Genomic DNA, 24,951 nt, shown 5'->3' with positions numbered 1-24,951 from the left:
GTGTCAAAGGCAACTATTGGTCTGTCGGCCACCCATCGCCGCTACATCCCTTACAGCCACGCGCACTATGCGGGGAACCTGGTCGACGGGGCTTACGTGCTGGCGCTGTTCGGTGATGTGGCGACCGAGGTCTGCATCCAGTCCGACGGCGACGAAGGCCTGTTCGCGTCGTACTCCGACGTGCAGTTCCTGCAGCCGCTCCGGGCCGGCGACGTTGTGGAGGTGAAGGCAACGATCACCCGCGTCGGCAACCGCAGCCGCGACCTGGAATTCAGCGCGTACGTCGTCTGCCGCGGCCGGCCGGACCGGTCCGAATCGGCCGCCGACGTGCTCGCCGAACCCCTTGTGATCACGCGCGCGAAGGGCACCGTCGTAGTACCGGTTGGGTGACGAATAGTTGCCCTAGGTAACAGTCACGTGGAGTGACACAGGTGTAACTTCTTGTAGGGCAGACGAAAGTGTTACAACGGGCCAAAGAGGCCGATGGAGAGGTTGACACCATCGTCGGCAGCGAGCATCGTTTTGGGAGTCGTCAGACCCCGTTGGACTGTTCGTCACACGGAGTTCGGCCACCGGATGATCCCGCGACGCTGACCAGGCCAGTGCCAGGCTTGAGTCGACGGGGGCTGAGATCGCCGGTGGTTAGCCCCCCGCGGGGCAGAGGTGGAAGAGGCTCGGCGCCCAGTAGACAACAGCCGTCCGGTTCGCATCCAGCGATCCGGCGGTTGGTCCGAAGGGCGCCGAGCCCCTTTCCGTTACATGGCCTTCTTTTGCTCCCCATATAGTTGGCACCGCCGGTGGTGCCGGTGGGTGAGGACTGAGGGAGACGGCGTTGAACCGGTTGAAGGCTCTGGGGCGGCTTCTGCCGCGTCTCGTGGTGGCGGTCGTGGCGGGCATCGCGCTCGGCTTCGCGTTCGAACCCCACACCCATCCATGGCTCACGGTGATCGCCGTACCGCTGTTCTACGCGGCGCTGAACGGCCCGCAGCTCTCCTCCAAGGCCGGCTTCCTGATCGGCGCCGGGTTCGGCATCGCCTACTACGCGACGCTCGTGCCCTGGCTGAGTGTGATCGGCGGCGACGCCGCGATCGCGCTGGCGATCCTCGAGGGCCTGTTCTACGCGGTCTTCGGCGCCTTCGCGGTCCGGGTGTTCCGGCACAAGCTGTGGCCGCTGTGGATCCCGTCGCTGTGGGTGGCGACCGAGTTCGCGACCGCGTCGGTCCCGTTCGGCGGCTTCCCCTGGGGGCGGCTCGCGTGGGCGTTCTCCGATTCCCCATTGGGCAGGCTGGCGGCGTACGTCGGAATCCCGGGCCTGAGCTTCGTGATCGCCGTCCTGGGTGTTCTCGTGTACGTCGTGTTCCGGCGGGCGTCGAAGTTCCGCGTGCGGGTGCTGGCCGTGATCGCGGGCGTGGCGATCTTCGGCGGGAGCGCGCTGATCAACCTGTCCACCGACGGCAACGGCAAGACCGTGACCGCGGCGATGATCCAGGGCAACGTGCCGGGCAAGGGGCTCGAGTTCCTCGGCCGCGCTCGGACCGTCACCAAGAACCATCTGGCCGCGACGCTCGACCTGCAGAAGCGGGTCGAGGCCGGTACCGAGGCGAAGCCGGACGTCGTCATCTGGCCGGAGAACTCGACCGACATCGACCCGTTCAAGGACGACGAGACCCGCGCGGACATCGAAGAGGCCGTGAAGGCCGTCGGCGTACCGATCCTGGTCGGTGCGGTCCTCGAAGGGCCCGGCCCGAACGAGCGCCAGACCACCGGCGTCGTCTGGGACCCGCAGACCGGCCCCGGCCAGGTCTACGCCAAGCGGCACCCGGTGCCGTTCGGCGAGTACATCCCGTTCCGCGACCAACTGCTGCCCTACATCAAGCGGCTGGAGATGATCGGCCGGCAGACCGCGCCCGGCAAGGTCCCCGGCATCATGCCGATCCGCGGCGTCACCTACGGCGACGTCATCTGCTTCGAGCTCGCCTACGACAACGTCATCGCCGACGTGATGAACGGCGGCGCCCAGGTCCTCATCGTGCAGACCAACAACGCGACGTACGGCGGCACCGGCCAGCCCGAGCAGCAGTTCGCGATCACCCGGATGCGCGCGATCGAGACCGGCCGTACCGTCCTGATCGCCTCCACCAGCGGCATCTCCGGCGTCATCCAGCCCAACGGCAAGGTCGAGCACAAGTCCGGCCAGTTCGTCTCCGACGTCTACGTCGCGAAGGTCCCGGTCCGCGAAGGCAAGACCCTCGCCATCCGCCTCGGCGCCTGGCCCCAATGGATCCTCACCGCCCTCGGCCTCCTCGGCATCGTCCTCGCCCTGGCCACCCGCTCCACCCCCAAGCCCCCACCAGCACCCCCCGCCCCCAAACCCGCCCGCCAAAAAGTCCCCGTCTAGCCTCACGCCACCCACCCACCCGTCCCCATTTGGTGGGTTAACCCATCCCGTCCCCATTTGGTGGGTTCACCCTTCCCGTCCCCATCTGGTGAGGCACCCATCCCGCCGCCCATTTGGTGGGTTCACCCATCCCGTCCCTATTTGGTGAGGCACCCTTCCCGCCCTCATTTGGTGGGTTAACCCATGAGGTTGGGGGTTCCGGACCTGCATGCGGGTGGGGAACCCACAAGCCGATGGGTGAACCCACCAAATGGGCGTCGCCGGGAGCGGAGCGGGGAGCGGAACTGGCCTCTGGTGGCGGGTAGGAGTCCCCAGCTCCGTTGGCGCGTTGACCGGGGCGCGGTGTTGTCTGCCGACGGACAGGACGTATACGTCCACTGGACTGTCCGGGGGGCCTGAGGGTCGGCGGTAGTGGGGATATACGTCCTGTCGTTGGGCAGGTCAGGTGGCTTGGGTGGCTCCGTATCCTGGGGGGAAGCAGGAAGGGGTTGGACATGGGCTGGTTGGTGGCGCTTGCGCTGCTCTTGGTGCCGATCGTGGAGATCTACGTGATCATCCAGGTCGGCCAGGTGATCGGCGGCTGGCCCACGGTCGCTCTGCTGATCGTGGAGAGTGCGCTCGGTGCGTGGCTCATCAAGCGGGAGGGCCGCCGCGCGTGGGCCGCCCTGCAGTCGTCGTTCGAGACCGGCAAGATGCCCGGCCGTGAACTGGCCGACGGCGCCCTCGTCCTGATCGGCGGCACCCTGCTGCTCACCCCTGGCTTCGTCACCGACATCTTCGGCTTCTTCTTCGTCCTTCCCTTCACCCGCCCCCTCGCACGCCGAGCCCTCACCGCCTTCCTCGGCCGCCGCGTGAGCCGCCTGGGTGCGAACGGCCTAGGCGGGACCCTCGGTGGTCCGGCCTCCGGAGGTCAAGGCATTCCCGGGTTCGGGGGCTTCGGCCCGAGCGCCGGTGCCAACGGCCCACGCCCTTCCGCCGACAACGTCGTACAGGGTGAAGTCATCGACCCCGAACCCCCGAAGTAGCGGTCAAACTCCCAGGCCGGTCAGCACGGACTCGATCTCGCGTTCCAGTTGCTTGCGGTCGTAGGAGACCAGTGCGACGTGCCAAAGGCCTTGGATGTAAGTCGTGAGCACCGCCGCGACCGCAGTCGGGTTGAGCGGGCCCGCGTAGTCGTCCAGCCGGTCTTCGAGCGCCTTGCGGAGGGCCGCGATCACCTCGGCAGCGCGGGTTCGTAACTCCGGATCGGCGATGACGGCCTCGTCCTCCATCGCGGCGAGCATGCACAGGCGCGACGGTGTGTCTGGGTTGTCGAGCCGGTCCAGGATCGCGCGGAAGAACGCTCGGACTCCCTCGGCTCCGGTCTCCGGCTCGTCGAGGGCTCGCATCCGGCCGGCGATGACCGTGGCGGTGTAGCGGTCGAGGCAGGCCAGGTAGAGGTTCTTCTTGCTGCCGACGGTGTTGTAGAAGGAACCTTCGCCGATGCCCATCGCCTTGAGCAGGTCGCGCAGCCCCGTGCCGGCGTACCCGTTGGCCCAGAACAGCGTGGTTGCCTCGTCGACCGCGCGGTCGTAGTCGAAAGCGATCTTGCGTGCCATGTAGCAGATGCTACAGTATTTAACTGTAGCGAGTGCTACATCAAACGCGAAGGGGCAGCTGATGACGCCGTTCGAGGTGCAGGTTCCACAGGAAGCGATCGACGATCTCAAGGCCCGGCTACGTCTGACGCGCTGGCCCGACCGCGAGTTGGTCGACGACTGGACGCAGGGCGTGCCGCTGCAGGCCGCGCAGGAGCTCGTCGACTACTGGCTCAACGACTACGACTGGCGCCGGTTCGAGGCGCGGCTCAACAGCTACCCGCAGTTCAAGACCACGATCGACGGGGTCGGCATCCACTACCTGCACGTGCGCTCGTCGTACCAGGATGCCTTGCCGGTCGTGCTCACCCACGGCTGGCCGGGCTCGGTGATCGAGTTCCTCGACGTCATCGACCGACTCACCGAGCCGGAGCGCTTTGGAGGCCGCGCAGAGGACGCCTTCCATGTGGTGATCCCGGCGATCCCCGGCTTCGGCTTCTCGGACAAACCGCGCGACACCGGCTGGAATCCTGTCCGGATCGCCCGGGCCTGGACCGTGCTGATGCAGCGACTCGGCTACGAGAAATGGGTCGCCCAAGGCGGTGACCTCGGCGCGGCGATCACCACCGCTCTCGCCGCCCAGGCACCCGCCGGTCTGCTGGCCGCCCACGTCAACCTGCCGCTCGTCGTACCGGCCGACCTCCCAGCGGAGCCGACCGTGGCAGAGGCTCGCGCTCTCGAGGGGCTGCACGAGTTCGTCAACGACGCGACCGGCTACGCCGACCAGATGAACACCCGCCCACAGACCATCGGCTACGCGCTCAACGACTCACCGGTCGCGCTCGCGATGTGGATGTACGAGAAGTTCGAAGCCTGGAGCGGGAGCGAGGGCCTGACGCGCGATCAGATCCTCGACGACATCTCGCTCTACTGGTTCACCGGCACCGGTACGTCGTCCGCCCGCCTCTACTGGGAGTCGATCGGCGCCACCATCCAGGGCCCCGAGTTCTTCGCCAGCCCCGGACTCATCGAGCTCCCGATGGCCGCGAGCATCTTCCCGTACGAGAACTATCTCCCGCCGCGTGAGTGGGCCGAGCGCACCTGGAAGCAGATCTTCCACTGGAACGAACTCGACCGCGGCGGCCACTTCGCCGCCTTCGAGCAGCCGGACCTGTTCGCCACCGAACTCTGGACAGCCTTCCGCCAGTTCAGATGATCGTCAGCTCCACCGTGACGGGGAACGGTGCGACGGCTTTGACCTCGCCGGCGAAGACGTCCGCGTCCCGGTATAGGCCGGTGGCGGGGTCGAGCACGTGGGTGTACACGAGGGGAACTCCGGTCGCGGCCAGCTCGACCCGCCAGTAGAAGGCGATGCCGGCCTTGGCGTACTGGTCGACCTTCACGACCCGGTCGGTGGTCTCCGAGCCGGGTGACACGACCTCGACCACCAGCAGTACGTGCTCGGGGCGGGTGGGGGAGATGTCGATCGTGTCGGCCCGGTAGACCACCACGTCCGGCCGGCGGTTCGTGAGCGGCACATCCTGCAGCCGGACGTCGAAGTTGGTGTCGGCGTTCCACTCTGGCCCGGCCGCGTGATCGAGCGCGTTCGCCAGCAGACGCGCGAGTCGGTTCTGGCGCTTGGTGGCACTCGGAGCTACGGAGATCATCCCGTCCACGATCTCAATCCCGACGCACTGCTCAGGGGGCCAGCCGTCGTACTGCTCGGCGGTAATTTGCCTGTGCATTTACGCCGGGGCGATCTCAGCAGTCATGGCGTACCTCCTGAAACGAGCACTTCGACCTCAGCGTACCTGGGACTGGTCCGCGAAGGGGCCTTTGCCGGTGAAGACGAGGGCGTTGAAACGGTCGGCGATCAGGTGGTGGGTGGGTTCGTCGGGGTGCAGGTTGTCGGGCAGGGGGTGGGCGAGGTTGTCCTCGACGCCGTACAGCTCGCGACCGTCCAGGTAGTGCAGGTTCGGGTCGTCGGCGGCGCGCTGAGCGACGATGCGGGCCAGTTCGGTCCGGATGGCGTTCAGCGAGAGCTTGCCATCGGCAACCTCTTCGGGGTTTCCGCGCGCAGCGAAGGACAGTCTGCCTTCGGCCAGCGCGGAGAGGTCCGGGCCGGTGGGGCCGGGGGTGTCCTCATGGATGGGGGCGAGGATCGCGGAGACCAGCAGCAACGGCGTGGTCGGGTGACCCTCGCGGATCGTGTCCAGGAGGCCGTGGACCGCCGGGGTGAACGCGCCGAGGCGCATCTCGTCGGCGTTGACGATGTTGATGCCCAGCTTCACGCTGATCAGGTCGGCCGGGGTGTCGCGGATCATGCGTGCGAAGAACGGCTGCAGGCGAGCGCTGCCACCGAAGCCGAGGTTGAGCAGCTCGACGCCGGCCTGAGCGGCGACGAGCGCCGGCCAGATCGCCGTCGGGTGGGTCGCGTTCGAGCCGTGGCTGATCGAGCTGCCGTGGTGCAGCCACACCGGAGCACTCACCGGAGACGGCTCGACCGGGGCATCGGTGCGCAAGGCAACGAGCTCGGTAGTCTCGTCATGCGGCAGCCAGATCTCCACGAGCTTGGAGCCGGCGGCCAGGTCGAAGCGCTGCGTGACCGGCTCGCCTCGAGTCAGCTCGGCTCCGCCGGTCGCCATGTCGAGCAGGAGGACGTCACCGCCGGGTGCGGTGCCTTGGGTGACCAGCGTGCCGTCGACCAGTACGTCGTACACGCCGTCCGGACGCGGGGGAGCGCCGGCGTAGTTGCGCTTGGTCGGCACCGTCTCCAGCTCGACCACGGTGGCCTCGGTGCGGAAGACGAGCCGCACGCCGGACGTCTGGGTCTCGACCATCTGCAGCTGTCCGTCGTACTGGCGACGCGCCCAGGCGGGCACGCGGTGCGGCAGGACGCCGCGGTCGGTCTGCTCGAGTTCGAGCGCGCCGCGCAGGATCTCGGAGGTGATGGGGATGGTGATCATGATGTAGTCCAGTTCCGCAGTAGTTTGTCGATCGCGTCGAGAATCCGTGACCAGCTCTCGTCGCTGCCGGGGGCCGAGTGGGCGAACGATCCGCCCAGCTCGAGGCCGATATAGCCGTTGAAGAGGCTGCCGAGCAGCCGGATAGCGTCGGTCTGGGCCGGCTCGCCGAGGTCGTAGCCGCGCAGGACGGCCCGGGTCAGCTCCGAATGCCGCCGCCCGGCCTCGACCGCGGCAGAGCCCGGATCAACCCGGTACTGCGAAGCGGCGTACCGGCCGGGGTGGTCGTGCGCGTAGTCGCGGTACACCGTTGCCAGCGCCACCAACGCATCACGGCCCGCCCGCCCGGCCAGCGCGGCCACCGCGCGGTCAGCCATCTCGTCGAGCGCGACCTGAGCGATCCGCGTCTTGAGGTCGTGCGCGCCCCGGACGTGGGAGTACAAACTCGCGACCTGTACGCCGAAGTGCCGGGCGAGCGCGGACGGGCTGACCTGATCGAAGCCGATCTGGTCGGCGAGCTCCGCACCGGCCCGGGCCAGCCGGTCCGGGGTCAAGCCTGCTCTAGCCATAACTCATTATGTGCAAACCTAAAGACTTTAGGCAAATGAGATCATGAAGAAGCCCGGATCGCGCCCTTGCGATCCGGGCCTTTTCAGTAGTACGTCAGGCGGTGCGCTTGGTCCGGTGCAGGTGCGCCGGGCCGATCTCACCCTTGCGGAGCAGATCCACGCGCTCGGCGAGCAGCTCCTCCAGCTCCGAGATGCTCCGGCGCTCGCGCAGCATGTCCCAGTGCGTGCGGGCCGGCTTCTCCTGCTTCGGCTCCGGCTTCTCACCGGTCGAGCGAGCGGCCTCGCTGCCGCAGTGCGGGCACTCCCAGATTGCGGGCACCTCGGCGTCGTGCGCCATCGTCACCTCGACCACGTGACCGCGGGGGCAGTCGTACGTGATCATCTGGCGCGGCGCGAACTCGACACCACGGTCATCCTCGAAGCTGACCCCACCCAGCCCCGAACCACGCAGTACGCGATTAGACATGTCAAACCTCCGAGATCGTCATCCGTGCCAACGGTCGGCCGGCCCGGATCATTCCCATTTTGGCATGCCCGAGCGCTATGTACGCACCTGACAGCACCGTCATGACGCCCTGTCATCAGGCGTACACAGATCACGGTGTGTCGTGGGCCACCGTCCTACTGACGCGCGAAGTTCACAGTCAGTTGCCAGGAATCAAGGACCACTTCCTCAGCAACCAACTCTAGCTTCAGGTCCCATGGTGCTACCCCGCCACAAACTCCGTGGCCTCAGTCTGCTCAATGTGGCCCTGGTGGCCATTGTCGCCGCGATCGCCGTCACGGCGTACTTCCTCTTCTTCCGCAGCGACGAACCGTCCGCGGCAGCGACCCGGCCGAGCGTGGCGGTGACCCGGGGCGACGTGGTGGCGAGTGTCAGTTCGAGCGGCACGCTGGCCAGTTCGCAGACCGCCTCGCCGCAGTTCGAGACCTCCGGGACGGTCACCCAGGTCCTGGTCAAGGTCGGTCAGGTGGTCGCCAAGGGCGCCGCGATCGCCAAGGTCGACCCGGCCGCGGCCGAGCGGCAGGAACGGATCGCCGAGCAGAACCAGATCGCCGCGGCGAACTCGGTGACGGCCGCCGAGGAGTCGCTGGACGACGCCGAGGACGCCAAGGAGGCGGCCGACGAGGCGTCGGCCTCACCGACGCCGACAGGTCAAGCTCAGGCACAGGGTCAGACCCAGACGCAGAACCCGGAGGTTGCCGTCAGCAACGCCGAGGCGTCGCTGGCCCGTGCGAAGGCGGACAAGGAGCAGGCCGACCAGGACGTCGAGGCGGCCAAGGCGGCGGTCGCCGCGACCACGCTGAAGGCGCCGATCGCCGGCACCATCACCGCGATCAACGGTTCGGTCGGCTCGGTCGCCGGGGGATCGAGCGGTAGTTCAGGCTCCGGGTCGGCGAGCGGCTCAGGCTCGACCTCAGGTCAAGGTTCAGCCGCCACCAGTACGACGTCCGCCGCGGGCACCGGCTTCGCGGACATCTCCGACCTGAAGGCACTCCAGGTCTCGGCCGCCTTCCCCGAGGCCGACGCGATCAAGATCAAGGCGGGCCAGGCCGCGACCGTCACCCTGAACGCCGAACCCGGTACGACGCTGACCGCGACCCTCGCGTCGGTCTCGCCAAGCCCGACGACCACCAATGGAGTGGTCTCGTACTCGGCCACCTTCTCGCTGGCCAAGCTCCCGGCCAACGCCCGGATGGGCCAGACCGCGAACGTCACCGTCCAGACCGCCAAGGCGACCAACGTCCTCTACGTGCCGAGTACGGCGGTCGTCACCAGCGGTACGACGACCACGGTCACGATGGCCGACGGCACCAGCCGCGAGGTCACCATCGGGGTGAAGGGCGGAAGCTTCACCGAGATCAAGACCGGCCTGAACGAGGGTGACCAGATCGAGCTCCTCCAGGGCACGATCGGCGGCACCGGCCAGACCGGTCAGGGCCGGACCGGACAGTTCCCCTCCGGTGGTGGGCAGTTCCCGGCCGGCGGCGGACAGTTCCCCGCTGGCGGTGCCCAGCAGCGCAACGCCGGTGGCACCCGGTGAGCGCAGACGCTCTGATCGACATCCGCGGCGTCACCAAGACGTACGGCGCGGGCGAGACCGCCGTCCATGCTCTCCGGGGTGTGTCGCTGCGGGTCGAGGCCGGGGAGTACGTCGCCGTGATGGGCTCGTCGGGTTCGGGCAAGTCGACCCTGATGAACATCCTCGGCTGCCTCGACGTACCGACTCGAGGTGAGTACTTCCTCGACGGGAGCGATGTCGCCCGGCTCACCGAGGACCAGCAGGCGCTCGTCCGCGGCCGGAAGATCGGCTTCATCTTCCAGTCGTTCAACCTGATCCCACGCACCAGCGCACTGGCCAACGTCGAACTCCCGCTCACCTACGCGCACCTTCGCCGTACCGAGCGGCGAGCGCGAGCCAACCGCGCCCTGGAGCTGGTCGGCCTCTCGGACCGGGCCGGCCATCGGCCGAACCAGCTCTCCGGCGGTCAGCAGCAGCGGGTCGCGATCGCTCGCGCGTTGGCGACCGGCCCGCGGATCCTGCTCGCCGACGAGCCGACCGGAAACCTCGACGGGCACTCGACCGACGAGGTGCTCGGGATGTTCGACGAGCTGAACGCCGAGGGCCGGACCGTCGTGGTGATCACCCACGAGAACGAGGTGGCCGCGCGGGCCCGGCGGCTGATCCAGGTGTCCGACGGCCGGATCGTCCGCGACGAGGTGACGCGCTGATGACGCCCCGCGATCTCTTCGGAGCCGCCCTGCGCGGCCTCAGCGCCAACAAACTGCGCTCCCTGCTGACCGTTCTCGGAGTCTCGATCGGCGTCGGCGCGGTCATCGTGCTGGTTGCGGTGGGCAACGGCTCGGGGAAGGCCGTCCAGACCCGGCTGGAGGCGATGGGCACGAACCTGCTCACCGTCTCGACCACCGGCGGAGGCGGCGGCTTCGCCCGCGGCCAGGCCGGACCGTCGTCCCAGCAGTACGCGCTCACCCTCGACGACGTGAGCGCGCTGTCCGACCGGCGCCTCGCCCCGGACGTGGCCTCGGTCGCCCCGGTGATGACAAGCTCCGGTACGGCGACCAACGGCGACACGAGCTACACGATCAGTCAGGTGATCGGGACGACTCCGGCGTACCTCCCGGCGACCAACACCCCGGTCGGAACCGGGAACTCGTTCACCCAGGAGGACGTCAACGGCGCCGAGCGCGTGATCGTGCTCGGCCAGACCACCGCGAGCGAACTCTTCGGTCGGGCCCAGGCCGCGATCGGGCAGACGGTCAAGCTCGGCGCGGTCGACTTCGTGGTCCGCGGGGTGCTCGCCAGTAAGGACAGCACCGGGTTCAACGATCCGAATGCGACCGCGATCGTGCCGATCAGCACGCTGCGCGCCACTCAGGCCGGGTACGGCGCGCTGAGCCAGATCGTCGTACAGGCCGCCGACAAGGATCGGGTCGACCTGGCTCAGGCCGAGGTCACCCAGTTGCTGACCGCGCGCCATCAGGTTCCGGCCACCACCACCTCGCCGTTCCGGATCACCAACTCGGCGCAGATCCTGCAGACCAGCCAGGACACCGCGGCGACGTTCACCGCGCTGCTGGCCACGGTCGCGGCGATCAGCCTGGTGGTCGGCGGGATCGGGGTCACGAACATCATGCTCGTCACCGTCACCGAGCGGACCCGGGAGATCGGGATCCGGAAGGCGCTCGGTGCACGACGGCGCACGATCCTCGGCCAGTTCCTGATCGAGGCGACCCTGCTCAGCCTGATCGGCGGTGCCGTCGGAGTCGGCGCGGCGCTGATCGTCACCCAGTTCCAGTTGGCCGGGGTCGCGCCGGTCCTGGTCCCGTCGTCGATCGCGCTCGCCCTCGGGGTGTCCGCCGCGGTCGGCCTGTTCTTCGGCAGCATGCCGGCGCACCGAGCCGCCGGTCTTCGTCCCATCGACGCACTACGTCACGAGTGAGAGGCACCATCCGATGAGCAACCAGACGCCCGACGAGTTCGCCCAGATCGGGTCCGACGAAGAGGTCGAGGCGGCGTTGACGCCGAAGAAGACGCTCAGCCTGCCGACGGCGACCGCCGTACTGGCCGGCGTGGTGGTCCTCGCGATCGGCCTGGCCGGTGGTGCCGGGCTGCACGCCGCCTTCGCGTCGGACACGCCGGCTCCCGCCGCTGCGACCGGGCGCGGGCCTGGAGGCGCTGGTGGGTACGGCGGCTTCCGGGGCGGCCAGAACGGTCAGGCGCCCGGCGGCGCCGCGGCCACCATTGGCACGGTCGTCTCCGCGACGGATTCTCAGCTCGTGGTGAAGACGCAAACGGGCGACGTCACCGTGAAGCTCACCGGCGAGACGGACATCGAGATCACCGCCAAGGGAAAGGCGACCGACCTCAAGGCGGGGGAGCAGGTCGTGGTCACGGGGCAGAACACCGACGGTTCGGTGACGGCCAATTCGGTCCGGCAGGGCGGCACCTTCCCGGGCGGCGGCTTCCGCAACCCGAGCGCGACCCCTTCCACCCGCTAACTCCTGCCGCTCACGTTCTGGGCGCCCGGCCAGCACCCCGGCCGGGCGCTCACTCATGTCACGGCCCGGAACAGACATCCGATGAATCATTGACCGGCTCCCGTGGAAAGCGCTATCTTCCGACGAAATGAGGTCCAAAAAGTACAAATTGGAGTGGGGCGGGATGTCTAGGACGTTGAAGTGGGTAGCTGTCGGGCTCGGCGCAGCCCTGGCGCTCGGGGGTTGTGGCAGCACCGGCCCGGAGCCGGTCGCGCAGGACGCGAAGGCGCCGCTGGAGCTGTGGACGCGGACCACGCCCGGTGGCGACGGCGAGAAGGGGATGAAGAAGCTGGCCGCCGCGTTCGAGCAGGCGACCGGCCAGAAGATCGAGGTCACCGCGATCTTCGACGACTTCGAGACCAAGCTGTCCCAGCGCGCCGCGCAGAAGGACCTGCCGGACATCGTCATGAACGACTCGTCCCAGCTCGGCACGATGCTCACCCAGGGCATCATCCGCGAGGTCGACCCCTCCGCCATCAAGGGCAGTGACCAACTGCTCGACTCCGCGCTGGCGGTCGCCAAGGCCGGCGACGGCAAGATGTACGGCGTCCCGTACTCCGCGCAGGCCTCCGCACTGCTGATCCGCAAGGACTGGCGGCAGAAGGTCGGGCTGCCGGTACCGACCGACCTGACCCAGTTCGTCGCGCTGGCGAAGGCGTTCACCACGAAGGACCCTGACGGGAACGGCAAAAACGACACCGCCGGCCTCGCCGTACCGGGCTCGACCAAGCGCGGTTACGCCTCCTGGTACTTCTCGAACTTCTTGTGGGGCGCGGGCGGCGACTTCATCGCCAAGCAGGCCGACGGCAAGTACAAGCCGGCCATGTCCACGCCGGAGTCGGTGGCCGCGACCAAGTGGTTCCGCGACCTCGCCTGCACCGACAAGGTCATCCAGCCCGGCGCGGCGACCATGGACACGCCGCCGACCAACGAGACCTTCGAGTCGGGCAAAGCCGGCATGTACGTCGTCGGTCCGTACCTGATGCCGCGCTTCGACGGGAGCCTCGGCAAGGACAAATACGAGGTCGTCCCGGTGCCGAAGGGCGCCAAGGACTCGACCGTCCTCGCGGAGGGCGGCAGCGCGTACCTGATGGCCGGGTCGAAGAACGAGGCCGGGCAGAATGCCTGGGCGTCGTATATCATCTCGCCGGAGGCGCAGAAGCTCGGGATGGAGGGCGAGAAAGCCTTCAACGTGCAGCTGCCGGTGAACAAGACCGTCGACGTCACCGCGGTGCGCAAGGACCCGCGCTGGACGGTGTACGCCGATGTCTACCGTGACCACAGCCGGTACGCGCCGAGCATCCCCAACTGGACGCCGATCCGGCAGGCGAGTGCCGACACGGTGAACGCGCTGATCGCCGACTGCGGACTCGACGTCGGCGCCGAGCTGACCAAGCTGGACGGCAAGCTGGCCGAGTCGCTCAAGCAGCAGGGCATCGGCGCGCCGTGAGTGTCCGCGAGGCGGAGGCCCGGCCGGCGCGGCGGGTACCCCAGGCGGCAGGACCGGTACGGCGGACGCCGGCGCGCCGCAATCGGCGCGGTGCGGGCAACTGGTGGATTCCGTGGCTGTTCCTGGCGCCCGCACTGATCCTCTTCGTCTACTTCAAGTTCATCCCGATGGCGCAGGCCCTCTCGATGTCGGCGCAGGAGGTCCGCCCGTACCTCGGCAACCTATGGGTCGGGACGGCGAACTACAGCGAGATCCTGTCGTCGGACGGGTTCCGCTCGGCGACCTGGAACACGATCGTGCTGGCGGTCGGGCAGACCGCCGGTTCGATGATGCTGGGGTTCGTACTGGCTCTGCTGGTGGAGGGCCAGACCCGAAAGCTCAGCTTCATCCGGTCGGCGGCGTTCCTGCCGGTGGTCGTGCCGATCGCTGTGGTCGCGGAGCTGTGGCGGATCATGTACCACCCGACCGCTGACGGTCTGCTCAACCAGATCCTCGGTCTGGTCGGGCTGGGCCCGTCGGGGTTCATCAACGACCCCGACACGTCACTGGCCTCGATCGTGGTGACGGGCATCTGGCGTGGGGCGCCGTACGACATGATGATCTTCCTCGCCGGCCTGGCCGGGATCGACCGCGGGCTGTACGAGGCCGCGGTCGTGGACGGTGCCTCGACCAAGCAGCGCATCCTGCACGTCACGCTGCCGGGGCTGCGGCCGGTGTTCGCGATCCTGTTCGTGCTGGCGGCCGTGCGCGGGTTCCGCGCGTTCACCGAGGTGTTCCTGCTGACCAACGGCGGACCGAACGGCTCGACCGAGGTCCTGATGACGCTGATCTACAAGCTCGGCTTCGAACAGAACCGGCTCGGGATCGCGTCCGCGGGCGCCGTCCTGCTCTTCCTCGCGACGCTCGTCCTGACCGTCTGCGTCCAGCTGCTCCGAAGGAGGCGAGTCGCGTGACTGCTGCCACCGAGACTGCACTCGGTCTCACTGAAAGCAAGAGCGTTGCCGCGCGAGTGGCGAAGACCGTGATCTACACGGGCCTGTTCGTGGTCTTCGCGGGGCCGCTGCTCGCGCTGCTGGTGAGCTCGTTCAACCACGTGTCGGACCCGACGCAGCTGAGCGTGATTCCGAAGAGCCCGACGCTGGACAACTTCAAGATCGCCTTCGACCACGGCGTCCTGAAGTATCTGGCCAACTCGTTCTTCGTGGTCGGCTTCGGGCTGCTGCTCCAGGTCGCCGTCTCGGTGCTCGCCGGCTACGCGCTGGCGCGCAAGATCTTCCCCGGGATGACGCTGGTGATGGTGGCGATCCTGGCCACGATGATGCTGCCCGAGGAGATCCTCGCGCTGCCGCTGACCCTGGTCCTGGCCGATGTCCCGCTCGTGCACGTCAACCTGATGGGCACGCTGGCCGGGATGATCGTGCCGCTCGGCGCCTGGGCGTTCTCGATCCTGGTGATGACCGAGTTCATGAAGGATGTCCCGCGCGAGCTGGAGGAGGCGGCCCGGATCGACGGCGCCGGCGAGTTCCGGATCTTCGCGCAGATCATCCTGCCGCTCTGCAAGCCGGCCCTCGGCGTGATCGGGGTCTTCGGCTTCACGATGATCTGGGACCAGTACCTGCTGCCGTTGCTGGTGGCAACGAACTCCGACTCCTACACACTGCCGCTGGCACTGCGCACGCTGCGGATCGACCCGGTGGTCACGCCGGGCGTCGTGATGGCGGCGTCGCTGCTGGCCCTGCTGCCGTCGGTGACGGTCTTCCTGTTCTTCCAGCGTTCCTTCGCCCGCGGCCTGACCGCGGGCGCGTTGAAAGGGTGAGGTTCATGAACCGCCGTACGTTTCTCACGACCGCAACCGCCGGAGTTGCCTTGAGCACCGCTGTCGCCCGCCCCGCCACAGCGTCGACCCTCGACCGGCGGCACGTCCGCTCGCTCGACGAACTCCGCCGAGCCCTCGCTACGGCGGGACCGGGCACGGTCATCACCGTTGCCGACGGCATCTACGCCGTACCGGCCGGGCAGCCGATCGCGATCACCGGCCTGCGCGGCCGCCCCCACCGGCCGATCGTGATCCGGGCCGAGTCGACCGGCGGGGTGGTGCTCACGGGCGAGCAGAGCTTCGTGCTCACCGGCTCGTCGGACATCACGCTGCAGGGCTTCGCGTTCCGGCAGAGTACGACGTTCGACGTACCGCCGGACTGCCGCCGGATCCGGCTCACCCGCAACGACTTCCAGCTGGCCGACATCCCCGGGGTGCACTGGGTGATGATCCGGGCCGACCACACGACGCTCGACCACAACGCCTTCCACGGGAAGACCACGCTCGGGATCTACCTCGGCATCGAAGGCGCCGGGACCGACCAGATGGCGCAGGGTGTGCATGTCTACCGCAATCATTTCAGCGACCACAGCTTTCCTGGTGACAACGGCGGTGAGCCGATTCGGCTGGGGGTTAGTCCGCGCGCGCTCTCGACGGCGGGGGCGCTGATCGAGTCCAACCTGTTCGAGCGCGCGAACGGCGACCCGGAGGCGATCTCGGTCAAGTCGTCGGGCAACCTGATCCGGCACAACACGATCCGGTCCTCACTCGGCGGCATCGTGCTGCGGCACGGGAACGGCAACCGGGTCGAGGGCAACTACCTGCTGTCCGGGAAGAACGGCATCCGGATCTACGGCAACGACCACCAGATCGTCAACAACTACCTGTCCGACATCGCCGGTACGGGCGTGGTGCTCGGCAGCGGCAGCGTCCGCGACCACTTCCCGGGTGAGCCGCCGACGTCGCGGACCGGCAACGACGCGCCGGACGGCGTCCAGATCGCGCTGAACACGATCCTGGACTGCGACAACGCGGTGACCGGCGAGAGCCACCGGACCCTTCCACCGCTCGGTTGCACGATCACCGACAATCTCCTGATGGGTGATCGAGGGCAACTGATGAACATGCCGTTCCAGGACGGCGTCACATGGTCGGGCAACCTGCACTGGGGCGCGGCGACCGACGGGAACGCGCCCGCGGGTGGGTTCCGGCGGGCCGATCCGCGGCTGGTCGCCGGTCCGGACGGGATCCGCCGGCTCGCGGCGGGGAGCCCGGCGATCAACGCCGCCACGCGCAGCTACCCCGATATCGACACCGACCTCGACGGCGACCGCCGTACCGGCCGCGCGGATGTGGGCGCCGACGAATACTCGCGACGACCCCACTGCCGGCGCCCGCTCACCGCGAGCGACGTGGGACCGCACGCATCATGAGCACGAAGGCGGAGGTGGTGGCGCCGAGCCAACGCGAGCAGGAGCTGATCCGGACCCACCTGGATCGGCTCCGGCTCGACCTCGTGGTCGCGGCCCGGATCACCAAGGTGCATCGGGGCTGGTCGCGACCGTTGCTGCCGGATCCGTTCTCGCGGCTCTACCTGATCCTCGAGGGGGAGGGCCGGCTCGTCGTGGGGGACCAGGAGCTGTTCCCTCAGGCGGGAGAGCTGGTGTACATGCCGGCCGACGTACCGGTGTCCTACGAGACGATCAGCGACAACGTGTTCCGCAAGCACTGGCTGCACTTCTCCGCGCTGATCGGCGAGCGCGACATCGGCGAGGTACTGACGCTGCCGAACATCGTGCCGAGCAAGTCGCCGGACGAGGCGGCGCTGCTGTTCGAGCAGGTCGGTGCCGCCGACCGGGACCCGCCTGGGCTCGCGTCGCCGTTGCGGATCCGGTCGGCGCTGACGGCGTTGTTCGCGCACTTCCTCGACAGCGCGCCGGCTGGTTCGGTCCGGTTGGCGCAGCAGACGACGAGTGAGACCAGCGTCGTGCAGTACATCCAGCAGAACCTCGGCAACCCGTTGACCGTCGAGGTGCTGGCCGCGCACTTCGGTCAGGACCTGGCGACCTTCGTCCGGCGGTTCCGGACCGAGTTCGGCCTGTCGCCGAAGCAGTACATCAAGCGCACCCGGATCGAATGGGCGCAGCGCGAGCTCACCACCACCAACCGCCCGATGGAGGAGATCGCCGCCGCCGTCGGGATGGACCAGTCCTACTTCTCCAAGGTCTTCCGTCAAGTCAGCTCGGTCACGCCGAGCGAGTACCGAAAGCTGTACCGCCCACGCAGTTGAGGAGACTCGTATGAAACGTCGCACGTTCCTGGCCGGCACTCTCGGTGTCACGGCCGCCGCCTTCCAGATCAGGCCCGCCTTCGCCGCGCCGGTCACGTCCCTGTCCCAGCTCCAGTCCGCCATCAACTCCGCCGCCGCCGGTACGACGATCACGCTGGCGAACGGCTCGTACGCCGTTGGGTCCGGCGGCATCACGATCACCGGCCGCAACGGGACGACCAGCGCACCGATCACCATCCAGGCCGAGACGCGCGGTGGTGTGACGCTGACGGGGCCGAAGAGCTTCGTGTTCTCGAACTCGTCGAACATCACCATCAGCGGGTTCATCTTCCAGCAGACCTCGACCCTCGACCTGCCGGTCGGCTCGAACCGGATCCGGCTGACCCGCAACGAGTTCGCGCTCGGGTCAGCGGCCAGCCACTCGGTCGTCGTACGGGGTGATGATGTGAAGATCGACCGGAACCTGTTCCGGGACAAGACGACCGTCGGCGTTTACCTGGTGATCGACGGTCCGAGCGGTGACGATGTCATTGCCCAACGCACCTATATCCTCCGCAACCACTTCCGCGACCACAGCTTCAGTGGTGCCAACGGCGGCGAACCGATCCGGCTCGGGGTCAGCAGCCGCGCGCTCGCCGACGCCGACGCGACCGTCGAGTACAACCTGTTCGAGCGGGTGAACGGCGACCCGGAGGCGATCTCGGTCAAGTCGTCCGGGAACACCATCCGGTACAACACGGTCCGGAACAGTCTCGGCGGCATCGTGCTACGGCACGGCAACAACAACCGGGTCGAGAGCAACTACATCCTTGCCGGAGACAACGGCATCCGGATCTACGGCAACGACCACCTGATCGTGAACAACTACGTCGACAGCGTGGACAGCGCCGGCATTGTGCTCGGCAGCGGCACCGAACGCGACCACACCGCCGGCGAACCCTCGAGCTCGCGCACCGGCAACGATGCCCCCGACCGCGTCGTCATCGTCCTCAACACCTTGCGCAACAACGGCTCCGGCATCGCCGGCGAAAGCCAGCGGACCGTCCAGCCCCAGACCTGCCAGATCCGCGACAACCTCTTGGTCGGCACCAGCGGCAGCCTGACCGACCTGCCGTACCAGTCCGGCGTCACCTTCTCTGGCAACATCCTCTGGGGCTCGGCGTCGAACGGCACCATCCCGTCCTCCGGCTTCACCCGCGCCGACCCCAAACTCACCGCCGGCTCCGACGGCGTCTACCGCCTGGGGAGCGGCAGCGCCGCCATCAACGCCACCACCAACCACGCCAGCCGAGTAACCGACGACCTCGACGGTCACACCCGCACAGCGCCGTACGACGTCGGTGCCGACGAGTACTCGACGGCGTCCCCGCTACGCCGCCCCTTGATCGCGACGGACGTCGGCCCCAACGCCCCCTGACCCACCTCACCAATTTCCTGGCTAGGCACTCAAATTGGGGGTTCAGCACCGTTAACCACGGTGCTGAACCCCCCACGGCGGTGGCTAGCCAGGGAAATGGGGCTGGGTTAGACGAGGGTGGGTTGGGTGTTGCCGGCTTCGGTGATGCCTCGGCGCATGTCGACGCGGCTGAGGAGGATGAGGCCGACCAGGAAGAAGAGGCCCAGGGCGACGATGGCGGGGCGGTAGGAGCCGGTGATCTGGTGGACCAGGCCGAAGACGAGGGTGCCCAGCCAGGAGGTGCCGCGTTCGCCGGCTTGGTAGAGGGAGAAGTACTCGGCCTCGCGGCCCTTGGGGATGAGCTGACTGAAGGCGGAGCGCGACAGCGCCTGGGTGCCACCGAGGACGATGCCGATCGCGGCGCCCATCACCAGGAACGGGACGATCTGGCCCTTCGGCAGCAGGAAGCCCGCGATCACGATCAGCATCCAGACGACCAGGCCGCCCATGATCGTGCGCTGCGTCCCGAACCGCCGCGCGAACCGGCCGAACGCCAGCGCGCCGAAGAAGGCGATGAACTGGACCAGCAGGATCGTCATGATCAGGACCTGGGTCTCGAAGCCGAGCTGCTTCTCGCCGTACGTCGAGGAGACCGAGATGACGGTCTGGATGCCGTCGTTGAAGAACAGGTACGCGACCAGGAACAGCAACGTCACCGGGTAGGCGCGGATGTGGGTGAGGGTCGCCGCCAACTGACCGAAGCTCTGCCGGAGGATGTTGCTGCCACGGACCGGTACGACGTTCGCCGGCGGCCGGTTGCGCAGCCGCACGAACGGGACGAAGGTGAACGCGCCCCACCACAGACCGGCACTGAGCAGACTGAGTCGTACGGCGGTGCCCTGGCTCAGGCCGAGTGCGTCATGCGCGGTGACGACACCGAGGTTGATCGCGAGCAGGATGAAGCCGCCGAGGTACCCGAACGCCCAGGCGCGGGACGAGACGTCGTCGCGGTCGTCGGGCGGTGCGATGTCGATCAGGATCGAGTCGTAGACCACCAACGACGACCCGAGACACAGGTTGCCGATGAACAACAGCAACGCCCCGAGCTCCCACCGGCCACCGCCGACGAACACCATGCAGCACGCCGCCAGCGCCCCGACCCACGCGAAGCCGCACATCAGCAGCTTCTTGCGTTCGAGCCGGTCCGCGATCGCCCCGACCACCGGCAGGAACAGCGCGGAGAAGAGCGTCGCGACGGTGACGACGTAGAAGGCGAGCGAGCCGGGGGAGATCCCCAGCCCCAGGACATCCAGGTTCGTGTGACACGGCTTGTCCGTCGTACCGACGTACCCGCAGGCAGCGGTCTCGGCGACCGAGGTCAGGTACGGCGCGAACAGCACCGTCCCGACTGTGGTGACGTACCCGGAGTTGGCCCAGTCGTAGAGGCTGAAGCCCCAGTACTCCCGCTTGTCGACACCGGCGGGGGCGGAGAGAAGTCCCATGCGCAGAGTGTGGCAGCTTCAGGGGACTAAAAGGTCACGACGTCAGCTAGCTGACTTCGCGGCGTTCGCATCCGCGGCCGCCAGCCCGGACCGCAGCGCTTCCTGTGCACCGGGCTCCCACGGACCCGACGCCGCCAGCGGGATGTCGGCCATGAACCGGCGCTCGGACTCGGGAATCCTGGCGACCACGAGGTCCGGGTTCTCGATGGCGGCCTGGTAGAGCTTCAGACCGTCGGCATAGAAGAGGTCGGAAACGACCAGCCGCCCGTCCGCCGCGCGCATCACGTTGGACGGGTTGGTGTCCAGCGGCCCACACCAGGGCAGTTCCTTGCGGGCTTTTTGGTGGATGCGGTTGATCACCTCGGCAAGCCCGGCGACCTCCGGAACACGCTCGGCGATCGCACGATGGAACGCGACCGCCTCACCCTGCGAGACGGCGCTCAGCCACTCCATCACCTGCAGATCCCCACCACCGGTCAACCGCCGGTGCGCCAGCAGCCGCGGGACCTGGCCGGTGTGCGCGGCCTCGCGATACAGCGCGGCCGTGTACGGCCCGACCGGATCGAAGGGACTGATCCGTACGACGGTCGATCCGTCGGGCGACCGGAGCGCGAAGGCCCAGTCGCCGGCCCCACAGCGAGTCCACCCGGCATCCAGGAACGCCCGCTCGGCCTGGCGGTGATCGGCCTCGGGCCCCAGGAGCGCGTTCACCTCGGCTGGCGTCATAACCCCCGAGCCTAGCCAGCGGAGGGTGCCCTCCGCAGCAGATTTAGCGTGCCGCGGCAACTAAGTCCACTGCCCTCGCTCGATCAGCACCTCGCGGAGCAGATCGGTGCGGTCGGTGATCAGCCCGTCGACGCCGGCGTCGAGCAGGCGGCGCATGTCGGCCGGATCGTCGACGGTCCAGACGTGGATCTGTTTGCCGGCCGACTGAGCGCGGTCGATCAGGCCCGGGGTGAGGACGCGGAGCGCCTTGTACTTCTCAGGAATCTGCAGGCAGGCGCCCTTGGACGGGAGGGCGATCGGGAGGAACCGCAGCAGCGCGGTCTCCAGATCGCCGTACCCGGTGCACAGGCTTGGGCCCAGGAGCTTGCGGATGCGGCGGACCCGGGACTGGGAGAACGACGAGACACAGATCCGGTCGATCGCGTTCGCGGCGCGCAGGACGTCGGCGGCCGGCTCCAGACCCTTCTCGGCCTTGATGTCGAGGTTGAAGCGGATGCTCGGGAAGTGTTCGAGCAGTTCGTCGAGCCGGGGGATCGGCTCGTGACCGTTGATCCGGGCCTTGCTGACCTCCGACCACGGCAGGTCGGCGATCACGCCGGTACGGTCGGTGACGCGGTCGAGGACGTCGTCGTGGAACGCGATCACGACGCCGTCGCTGGTCGCGTGCAGGTCGGTCTCGAGGTAGCGGTAGCCGAGGCCGACCGCGTGCTCGAAGGCATGGAGTGAGTTCTCGTAGCCGATCAGGTCCGGGTGCTTGGCGCCACCGCGGTGCGCCATCGCGATCGGACCGTCGTGGTCGAGGTAGGGGTACACGTCAGGAATTATGTACCGTTTGGCTGGTGACGGTACTCAGCCCCCGCCCAGACCTGTGGACCCTCGACCCGTCCGTGGTGCACCTCAACCACGGCTCGTGGGGAGCCGTTCCCCGCCATACCCAAGAAGTCCTGGCCGCGCTCCGGGCCGAGGCCGAGGCGAACCCGATGGTGTGGTTCCGCTCCGTTCCCGGGCGCCTGACCGCCGCCCGGCTCGAGCTCGCGGCCTTCCTGCAGGCCGACCCCGACGGCTTCGCTCTCGTGCCGAACGCCAGCGCCGGGGTCACCGCAGCCTTCGCCACCGTGCCGATCCGGAGCGGCAGCCGCATCGTCACGACCAATCATGTGTACGGCGCTTCCCGGTACGCCGCTGAGCGGGTCGCGCGGGTTCACGGCGCCGAGCTGTTCGTGGTCGACGTACCGATGCAGGCCGACGACGACACGGTGGTCGCACTGATCGAACCCGCGCTCGACAACGCCTCCGTGCTGCTCGTCGACCACGTCAGCGCCGCGACCGGCACCATCCTGCCGATTGCCCGACTGGTCGAGCTGGCCCACAGCCACGACGTACCGGTGATCGTCGACGGGGCCCATGCGCCCGCGCTGATCGACGCGCCCACCGGGGACGGCGCCGACTTCTGGACCGGCAACTTCCACAAGTGGCCGGCCGCTCCGCGCGCGACCGCCGGGCTGGTCGTCGCCGAGAAGTGGCGCGAGGCGGTCCTCCCGCTCATCACCTCTTGGTCCGAGTACGACGAGCGCCTGCCGGAGCGGTTCGACATGCAGGGCACCCAGGACTACGCGGCGTGGATCGCGGCGCCCGAGTCGCTGCGCGTGCTCGCCGAGCTGCAGTGGTCGGTACGGCGGCCGCAGATCACCGCGATGCTCGAAGAGGGCGCGCGATTGGTGGCGAAGTCACTCGGTACGTCGGTCGGTGACGTACCGAATCCCGCGCCGACCCTGCGTCTGGTCGAGCTGCCGATGGCGGTCGCCGACGCCGAGCCGTTCAAGGCGCACGTGTCCAACGAGCTGCAGGTCGAGATCACTCTCACCGGCTTCGAGGGCCGCTCGTACATCCGGCTCTCGGCCCACGCCTACAACACCCCCGAGTGCTACCGGAAACTGTCGGAGGGGCTTCCTAGAGTCCTCGCATGAACGAGATCGAGGCCTCCTACAACACCGTCGCGACCGACTATCACGCCCTCCTCAAAGACCTGGTGAGCAAGGGCGTAGCCGAGCGCATGATGCTCATGTACTTCGGCGAGAAGGTCCCACCCGGCCCGATCGCCGACCTCGGCTGCGGCACCGGCCGCATCACCTCCCACCTGGCCGCGGCGGGTCTCGACGTCTTCGGTATCGACCTCAGCCCCGGCATGATCGACGTCGCCCGCGAGAACTACCCGCACCTGCGCTTCGACGTCGGCTCAGTCTTCGACCTCGACCTCAAAGACAACGAGCTAGCCGGCGCCCTCCTCTGGTACTCACTCGTCCACACCCCCCGCTCGCAACTCCCCGCCGCCTTCGCCGAGGCCCACCGAGTCCTCCAGCCTGGTGGCCACCTCGTCTACGGCTACAAAGCAGCCCCTGGTGCTCAGGACGGAGGTCCGGCCTACCACCTGAGTAGTGCCTATGGACACGAGGTCGATCTCGACGTCTATCTGCAGGAACCGGCGGACGTGGCGACGCTCCTGGCTGAGGCTGGTTTCGAGGAGGTCGCGACCCTTACGCATGCTGCTGAGTGGGGGGAGAAGCAGCCGCAGGGTTATGCATTGGTGCGCAAACCGCTTACGCCATGACCAGGTCGATGGAGTCTAGTTCGGCGAAGCAGGTGCGGAAGCTGAACTTGAAGGTGTTCGGGCCGGCGTTCAGGTTCACGTCGAGCGCCTGATCGGTCCACGCCTCCCACCCGTACGACGGGTACTCGACCACCCGGGCCGCTCCGCCGTTCACACTGAGGTTGTGGGAGCAGATCCCACCGGTCCCGTTCCCACTCCGCACGAACACGCGGAAATTCCCGGCGTACGGCGCGTTGACCGTCACAGTGGCCGAGCTGGACGCGTCGTCGATCCACCCGGCCTTCCCGTTGTTCGAGGCCAACGGAGTCGTTGCACTGTGCGCCTTCCCGGCGAACACGGCGCTCTCAGCCTCGATACGGACAATCGGAGACCCGACCAGGGCGGCGTACCACTGAGCCGCCAGCTTGGTGTTCCCGCTGTGCGTCAGGTGAATGCCGTCACTGGCCACGTCGGTGGCGGCGAGAGCCGAACGGCTGTCGACGAACCGCACCTTCTTCCCTTCAGCCGCCAACTTCGCCACTACGAACGGCAGTTGGTTGTTGAACGCAGCCGCCCGCGCGTTCGTCGCAGCATCAGCCATCGGCCCGACGGTCGACACATACACCGCCAGATCCGGTCGTACGGCGTACATGGTCCTGATCAGCGTCTCGAGCCGGGCCGGTGCGGCGGCGAGGTTCAGGTTCTGCAATACGTCGTTCGCGCCGGCGTGCAGCAGGATCGTGTCCGGCTGATAGGTCTGCATCCGGTCTGTGGCGACAGCCGTCAGCTGATCGATCACCCACCCGCCATGACCCTCGTGGTTGCGGTCCGGCAGGTTCGCCGGCGTCGCGTCGGTGACCGAGCCGACGAAGTCCACGGGTTGACTCGATGAGGTGAGCATCCAGTACAGGTCGGTGCGGTAGCCGCCCGGGATGCTACCCGCGGTCGTCGACGATCCCAGCGGCATGATCTTGACCGGGGCGGCCGTCGGCACTGCCGAGGCGGGCGGAGTGGCGGCGGTGAGCGGGAGGAGTGCGGGCAGCATCAGCAGCCCGGCCAGGAAGCGTCGCATGCGAGCACTGTCCCAGCCGGGCGCTTGGATCGGTATACGTTCGA

25 protein-coding genes are annotated in these 24,951 nt (G+C 68.0%); 16 read left to right on the top strand and 9 right to left on the bottom strand.

The window, feature by feature from the left end:
* The 3 genes from ACIA49_RS23130 (at position 1) to ACIA49_RS23120 (ending at position 3,423) form a co-directional block, all read left to right on the top strand.
* The gene (locus ACIA49_RS23130; protein WP_391548004.1) at positions 1-390 is read left to right on the top strand and encodes a hotdog domain-containing protein; all 390 of its coding nucleotides are present in this window, start codon (positions 1-3) and stop codon (positions 388-390) included.
* 442 nt (positions 391-832) lie between these two features.
* A complete protein-coding gene (lnt, locus tag ACIA49_RS23125) occupies positions 833-2,398 on the top strand; it encodes an apolipoprotein N-acyltransferase (RefSeq protein ID WP_396379370.1) in 1,566 nt (521 codons plus the stop codon).
* Between the two features lie 494 nt (positions 2,399-2,892).
* Positions 2,893-3,423, top strand: a complete 531-nt coding sequence (locus ACIA49_RS23120) for an FxsA family protein (RefSeq protein WP_396379369.1) — start codon at positions 2,893-2,895, stop codon at positions 3,421-3,423.
* A 3-nt stretch (positions 3,424-3,426) separates the two neighbouring features.
* On the opposite strand, the gene ACIA49_RS23115 is transcribed toward ACIA49_RS23120, so the two are convergent.
* Positions 3,427-3,996 (bottom strand): TetR/AcrR family transcriptional regulator, encoded by a 570-nt coding sequence (locus ACIA49_RS23115; RefSeq protein WP_396379368.1) that lies wholly within the window; start codon positions 3,994-3,996, stop codon positions 3,427-3,429.
* Between the two features lie 61 nt (positions 3,997-4,057).
* On the opposite strand from ACIA49_RS23115, the gene ACIA49_RS23110 reads away from it, so the two are divergent.
* On the top strand, positions 4,058-5,191 hold the full coding sequence (locus ACIA49_RS23110; protein ID WP_396379367.1) for an epoxide hydrolase family protein: 1,134 nt from the start codon (positions 4,058-4,060) through the stop codon (positions 5,189-5,191).
* On the opposite strand, the gene ACIA49_RS23105 is transcribed toward ACIA49_RS23110, so the two are convergent.
* From ACIA49_RS23105 to ACIA49_RS23090, 4 genes are all read right to left on the bottom strand, one after another.
* Complete coding sequence (locus ACIA49_RS23105; RefSeq protein ID WP_396379366.1) at positions 5,184-5,720, bottom strand: Uma2 family endonuclease; 537 nt, start codon at positions 5,718-5,720, stop codon at positions 5,184-5,186. The two genes, ACIA49_RS23110 and ACIA49_RS23105, sit on opposite strands and share 8 nt — an antisense overlap.
* A 57-nt stretch (positions 5,721-5,777) precedes the next feature.
* Positions 5,778-6,941 carry an SGNH/GDSL hydrolase family protein gene (locus ACIA49_RS23100; RefSeq protein ID WP_396379365.1) on the bottom strand — a complete coding sequence of 388 codons (1,164 nt, stop codon included), beginning with the start codon at positions 6,939-6,941 and terminating at the stop codon, positions 5,778-5,780.
* Positions 6,938-7,507 carry a TetR/AcrR family transcriptional regulator gene (locus ACIA49_RS23095; RefSeq protein WP_396379364.1) on the bottom strand — a complete coding sequence of 190 codons (570 nt, stop codon included), beginning with the start codon at positions 7,505-7,507 and terminating at the stop codon, positions 6,938-6,940. Before ACIA49_RS23095 ends, ACIA49_RS23100 begins: the two co-directional genes overlap by 4 nt.
* Positions 7,508-7,601: 94 nt before the next feature.
* Positions 7,602-7,973: an RNA polymerase-binding protein RbpA gene (locus ACIA49_RS23090; protein WP_130385606.1), complete on the bottom strand. Its 372-nt coding sequence runs from the start codon at positions 7,971-7,973 to the stop codon at positions 7,602-7,604.
* Positions 7,974-8,208: 235 nt separating this feature from the next.
* Here ACIA49_RS23090 and ACIA49_RS23085 point away from each other — a divergent pair, with 235 nt between their 5' ends.
* From ACIA49_RS23085 to ACIA49_RS23040, 10 genes are all read left to right on the top strand, one after another.
* Positions 8,209-9,552, top strand: a complete 1,344-nt coding sequence (locus ACIA49_RS23085; protein WP_396379363.1) for an efflux RND transporter periplasmic adaptor subunit — start codon at positions 8,209-8,211, stop codon at positions 9,550-9,552.
* Positions 9,549-10,241: an ABC transporter ATP-binding protein gene (locus tag ACIA49_RS23080; RefSeq protein WP_396379362.1), complete on the top strand. Its 693-nt coding sequence runs from the start codon at positions 9,549-9,551 to the stop codon at positions 10,239-10,241. The genes ACIA49_RS23085 and ACIA49_RS23080 overlap by 4 nt, the downstream gene beginning before the upstream one ends.
* Complete coding sequence (locus tag ACIA49_RS23075) at positions 10,241-11,470, top strand: ABC transporter permease (protein ID WP_396379361.1); 1,230 nt, start codon at positions 10,241-10,243, stop codon at positions 11,468-11,470. The genes ACIA49_RS23080 and ACIA49_RS23075 overlap by 1 nt, the downstream gene beginning before the upstream one ends.
* Before the next feature lie 13 nt (positions 11,471-11,483).
* Positions 11,484-12,029, top strand: a complete 546-nt coding sequence (locus ACIA49_RS23070) for a hypothetical protein (protein ID WP_396379360.1) — start codon at positions 11,484-11,486, stop codon at positions 12,027-12,029.
* Between the two features lie 163 nt (positions 12,030-12,192).
* Complete coding sequence (locus tag ACIA49_RS23065) at positions 12,193-13,518, top strand: ABC transporter substrate-binding protein (protein WP_396379359.1); 1,326 nt, start codon at positions 12,193-12,195, stop codon at positions 13,516-13,518.
* On the top strand, positions 13,515-14,471 hold the full coding sequence (locus ACIA49_RS23060; protein WP_396379358.1) for a carbohydrate ABC transporter permease: 957 nt from the start codon (positions 13,515-13,517) through the stop codon (positions 14,469-14,471). Before ACIA49_RS23065 ends, ACIA49_RS23060 begins: the two co-directional genes overlap by 4 nt.
* Positions 14,468-15,334, top strand: coding sequence for a carbohydrate ABC transporter permease (locus tag ACIA49_RS23055; protein ID WP_396379357.1), 867 nt, complete (start codon positions 14,468-14,470; stop codon positions 15,332-15,334). Before ACIA49_RS23060 ends, ACIA49_RS23055 begins: the two co-directional genes overlap by 4 nt.
* Before the next feature lie 5 nt (positions 15,335-15,339).
* A complete protein-coding gene (locus tag ACIA49_RS23050; protein WP_396379356.1) occupies positions 15,340-16,767 on the top strand; it encodes a polysaccharide lyase 6 family protein in 1,428 nt (475 codons plus the stop codon).
* Positions 16,764-17,624, top strand: coding sequence for an AraC family transcriptional regulator (locus ACIA49_RS23045; RefSeq protein WP_396379355.1), 861 nt, complete (start codon positions 16,764-16,766; stop codon positions 17,622-17,624). The genes ACIA49_RS23050 and ACIA49_RS23045 overlap by 4 nt, the downstream gene beginning before the upstream one ends.
* A 10-nt stretch (positions 17,625-17,634) precedes the next feature.
* Entirely contained in the window at positions 17,635-19,041 is a 1,407-nt protein-coding gene (locus ACIA49_RS23040; RefSeq protein WP_396379354.1) for a polysaccharide lyase 6 family protein, read from the top strand.
* Between the two features lie 107 nt (positions 19,042-19,148).
* Here ACIA49_RS23040 and ACIA49_RS23035 read toward each other — a convergent pair whose 3' ends face one another.
* From ACIA49_RS23035 to ACIA49_RS23025, 3 genes are read right to left on the bottom strand one after another with little or no spacing between them, the layout of a single operon-like run.
* Positions 19,149-20,522, bottom strand: a complete 1,374-nt coding sequence (locus ACIA49_RS23035) for an MFS transporter (RefSeq protein ID WP_396379353.1) — start codon at positions 20,520-20,522, stop codon at positions 19,149-19,151.
* 42 nt (positions 20,523-20,564) lie between these two features.
* Entirely contained in the window at positions 20,565-21,248 is a 684-nt protein-coding gene (locus tag ACIA49_RS23030; RefSeq protein ID WP_396379352.1) for a hypothetical protein, read from the bottom strand.
* A 60-nt stretch (positions 21,249-21,308) separates the two neighbouring features.
* Entirely contained in the window at positions 21,309-22,061 is a 753-nt protein-coding gene (locus ACIA49_RS23025; RefSeq protein WP_396379351.1) for a glycerophosphodiester phosphodiesterase, read from the bottom strand.
* A gap of 26 nt (positions 22,062-22,087) precedes the next feature.
* On the opposite strand from ACIA49_RS23025, the gene ACIA49_RS23020 reads away from it, so the two are divergent.
* Positions 22,088-23,215, top strand: coding sequence for an aminotransferase class V-fold PLP-dependent enzyme (locus tag ACIA49_RS23020; protein WP_396379350.1), 1,128 nt, complete (start codon positions 22,088-22,090; stop codon positions 23,213-23,215).
* Complete coding sequence (locus tag ACIA49_RS23015) at positions 23,212-23,856, top strand: class I SAM-dependent methyltransferase (RefSeq protein WP_396379349.1); 645 nt, start codon at positions 23,212-23,214, stop codon at positions 23,854-23,856. The genes ACIA49_RS23020 and ACIA49_RS23015 overlap by 4 nt, the downstream gene beginning before the upstream one ends.
* On the opposite strand, the gene ACIA49_RS23010 is transcribed toward ACIA49_RS23015, so the two are convergent.
* Complete coding sequence (locus ACIA49_RS23010; RefSeq protein ID WP_396379348.1) at positions 23,846-24,907, bottom strand: GDSL-type esterase/lipase family protein; 1,062 nt, start codon at positions 24,905-24,907, stop codon at positions 23,846-23,848. The genes ACIA49_RS23015 and ACIA49_RS23010 overlap by 11 nt on opposite strands.
* Between the last annotated feature and the right edge of the window lie 44 nt (positions 24,908-24,951).

The sequence above is a fragment of the Kribbella sp. NPDC051587 genome, from assembly GCF_044453945.1.
GTDB lineage: Bacteria > Actinomycetota > Actinomycetes > Propionibacteriales > Kribbellaceae > Kribbella.
The sequence above is the reverse complement of the archived record's forward strand: the minus strand, read 5'-3'. Positions and strand labels throughout refer to the sequence as shown.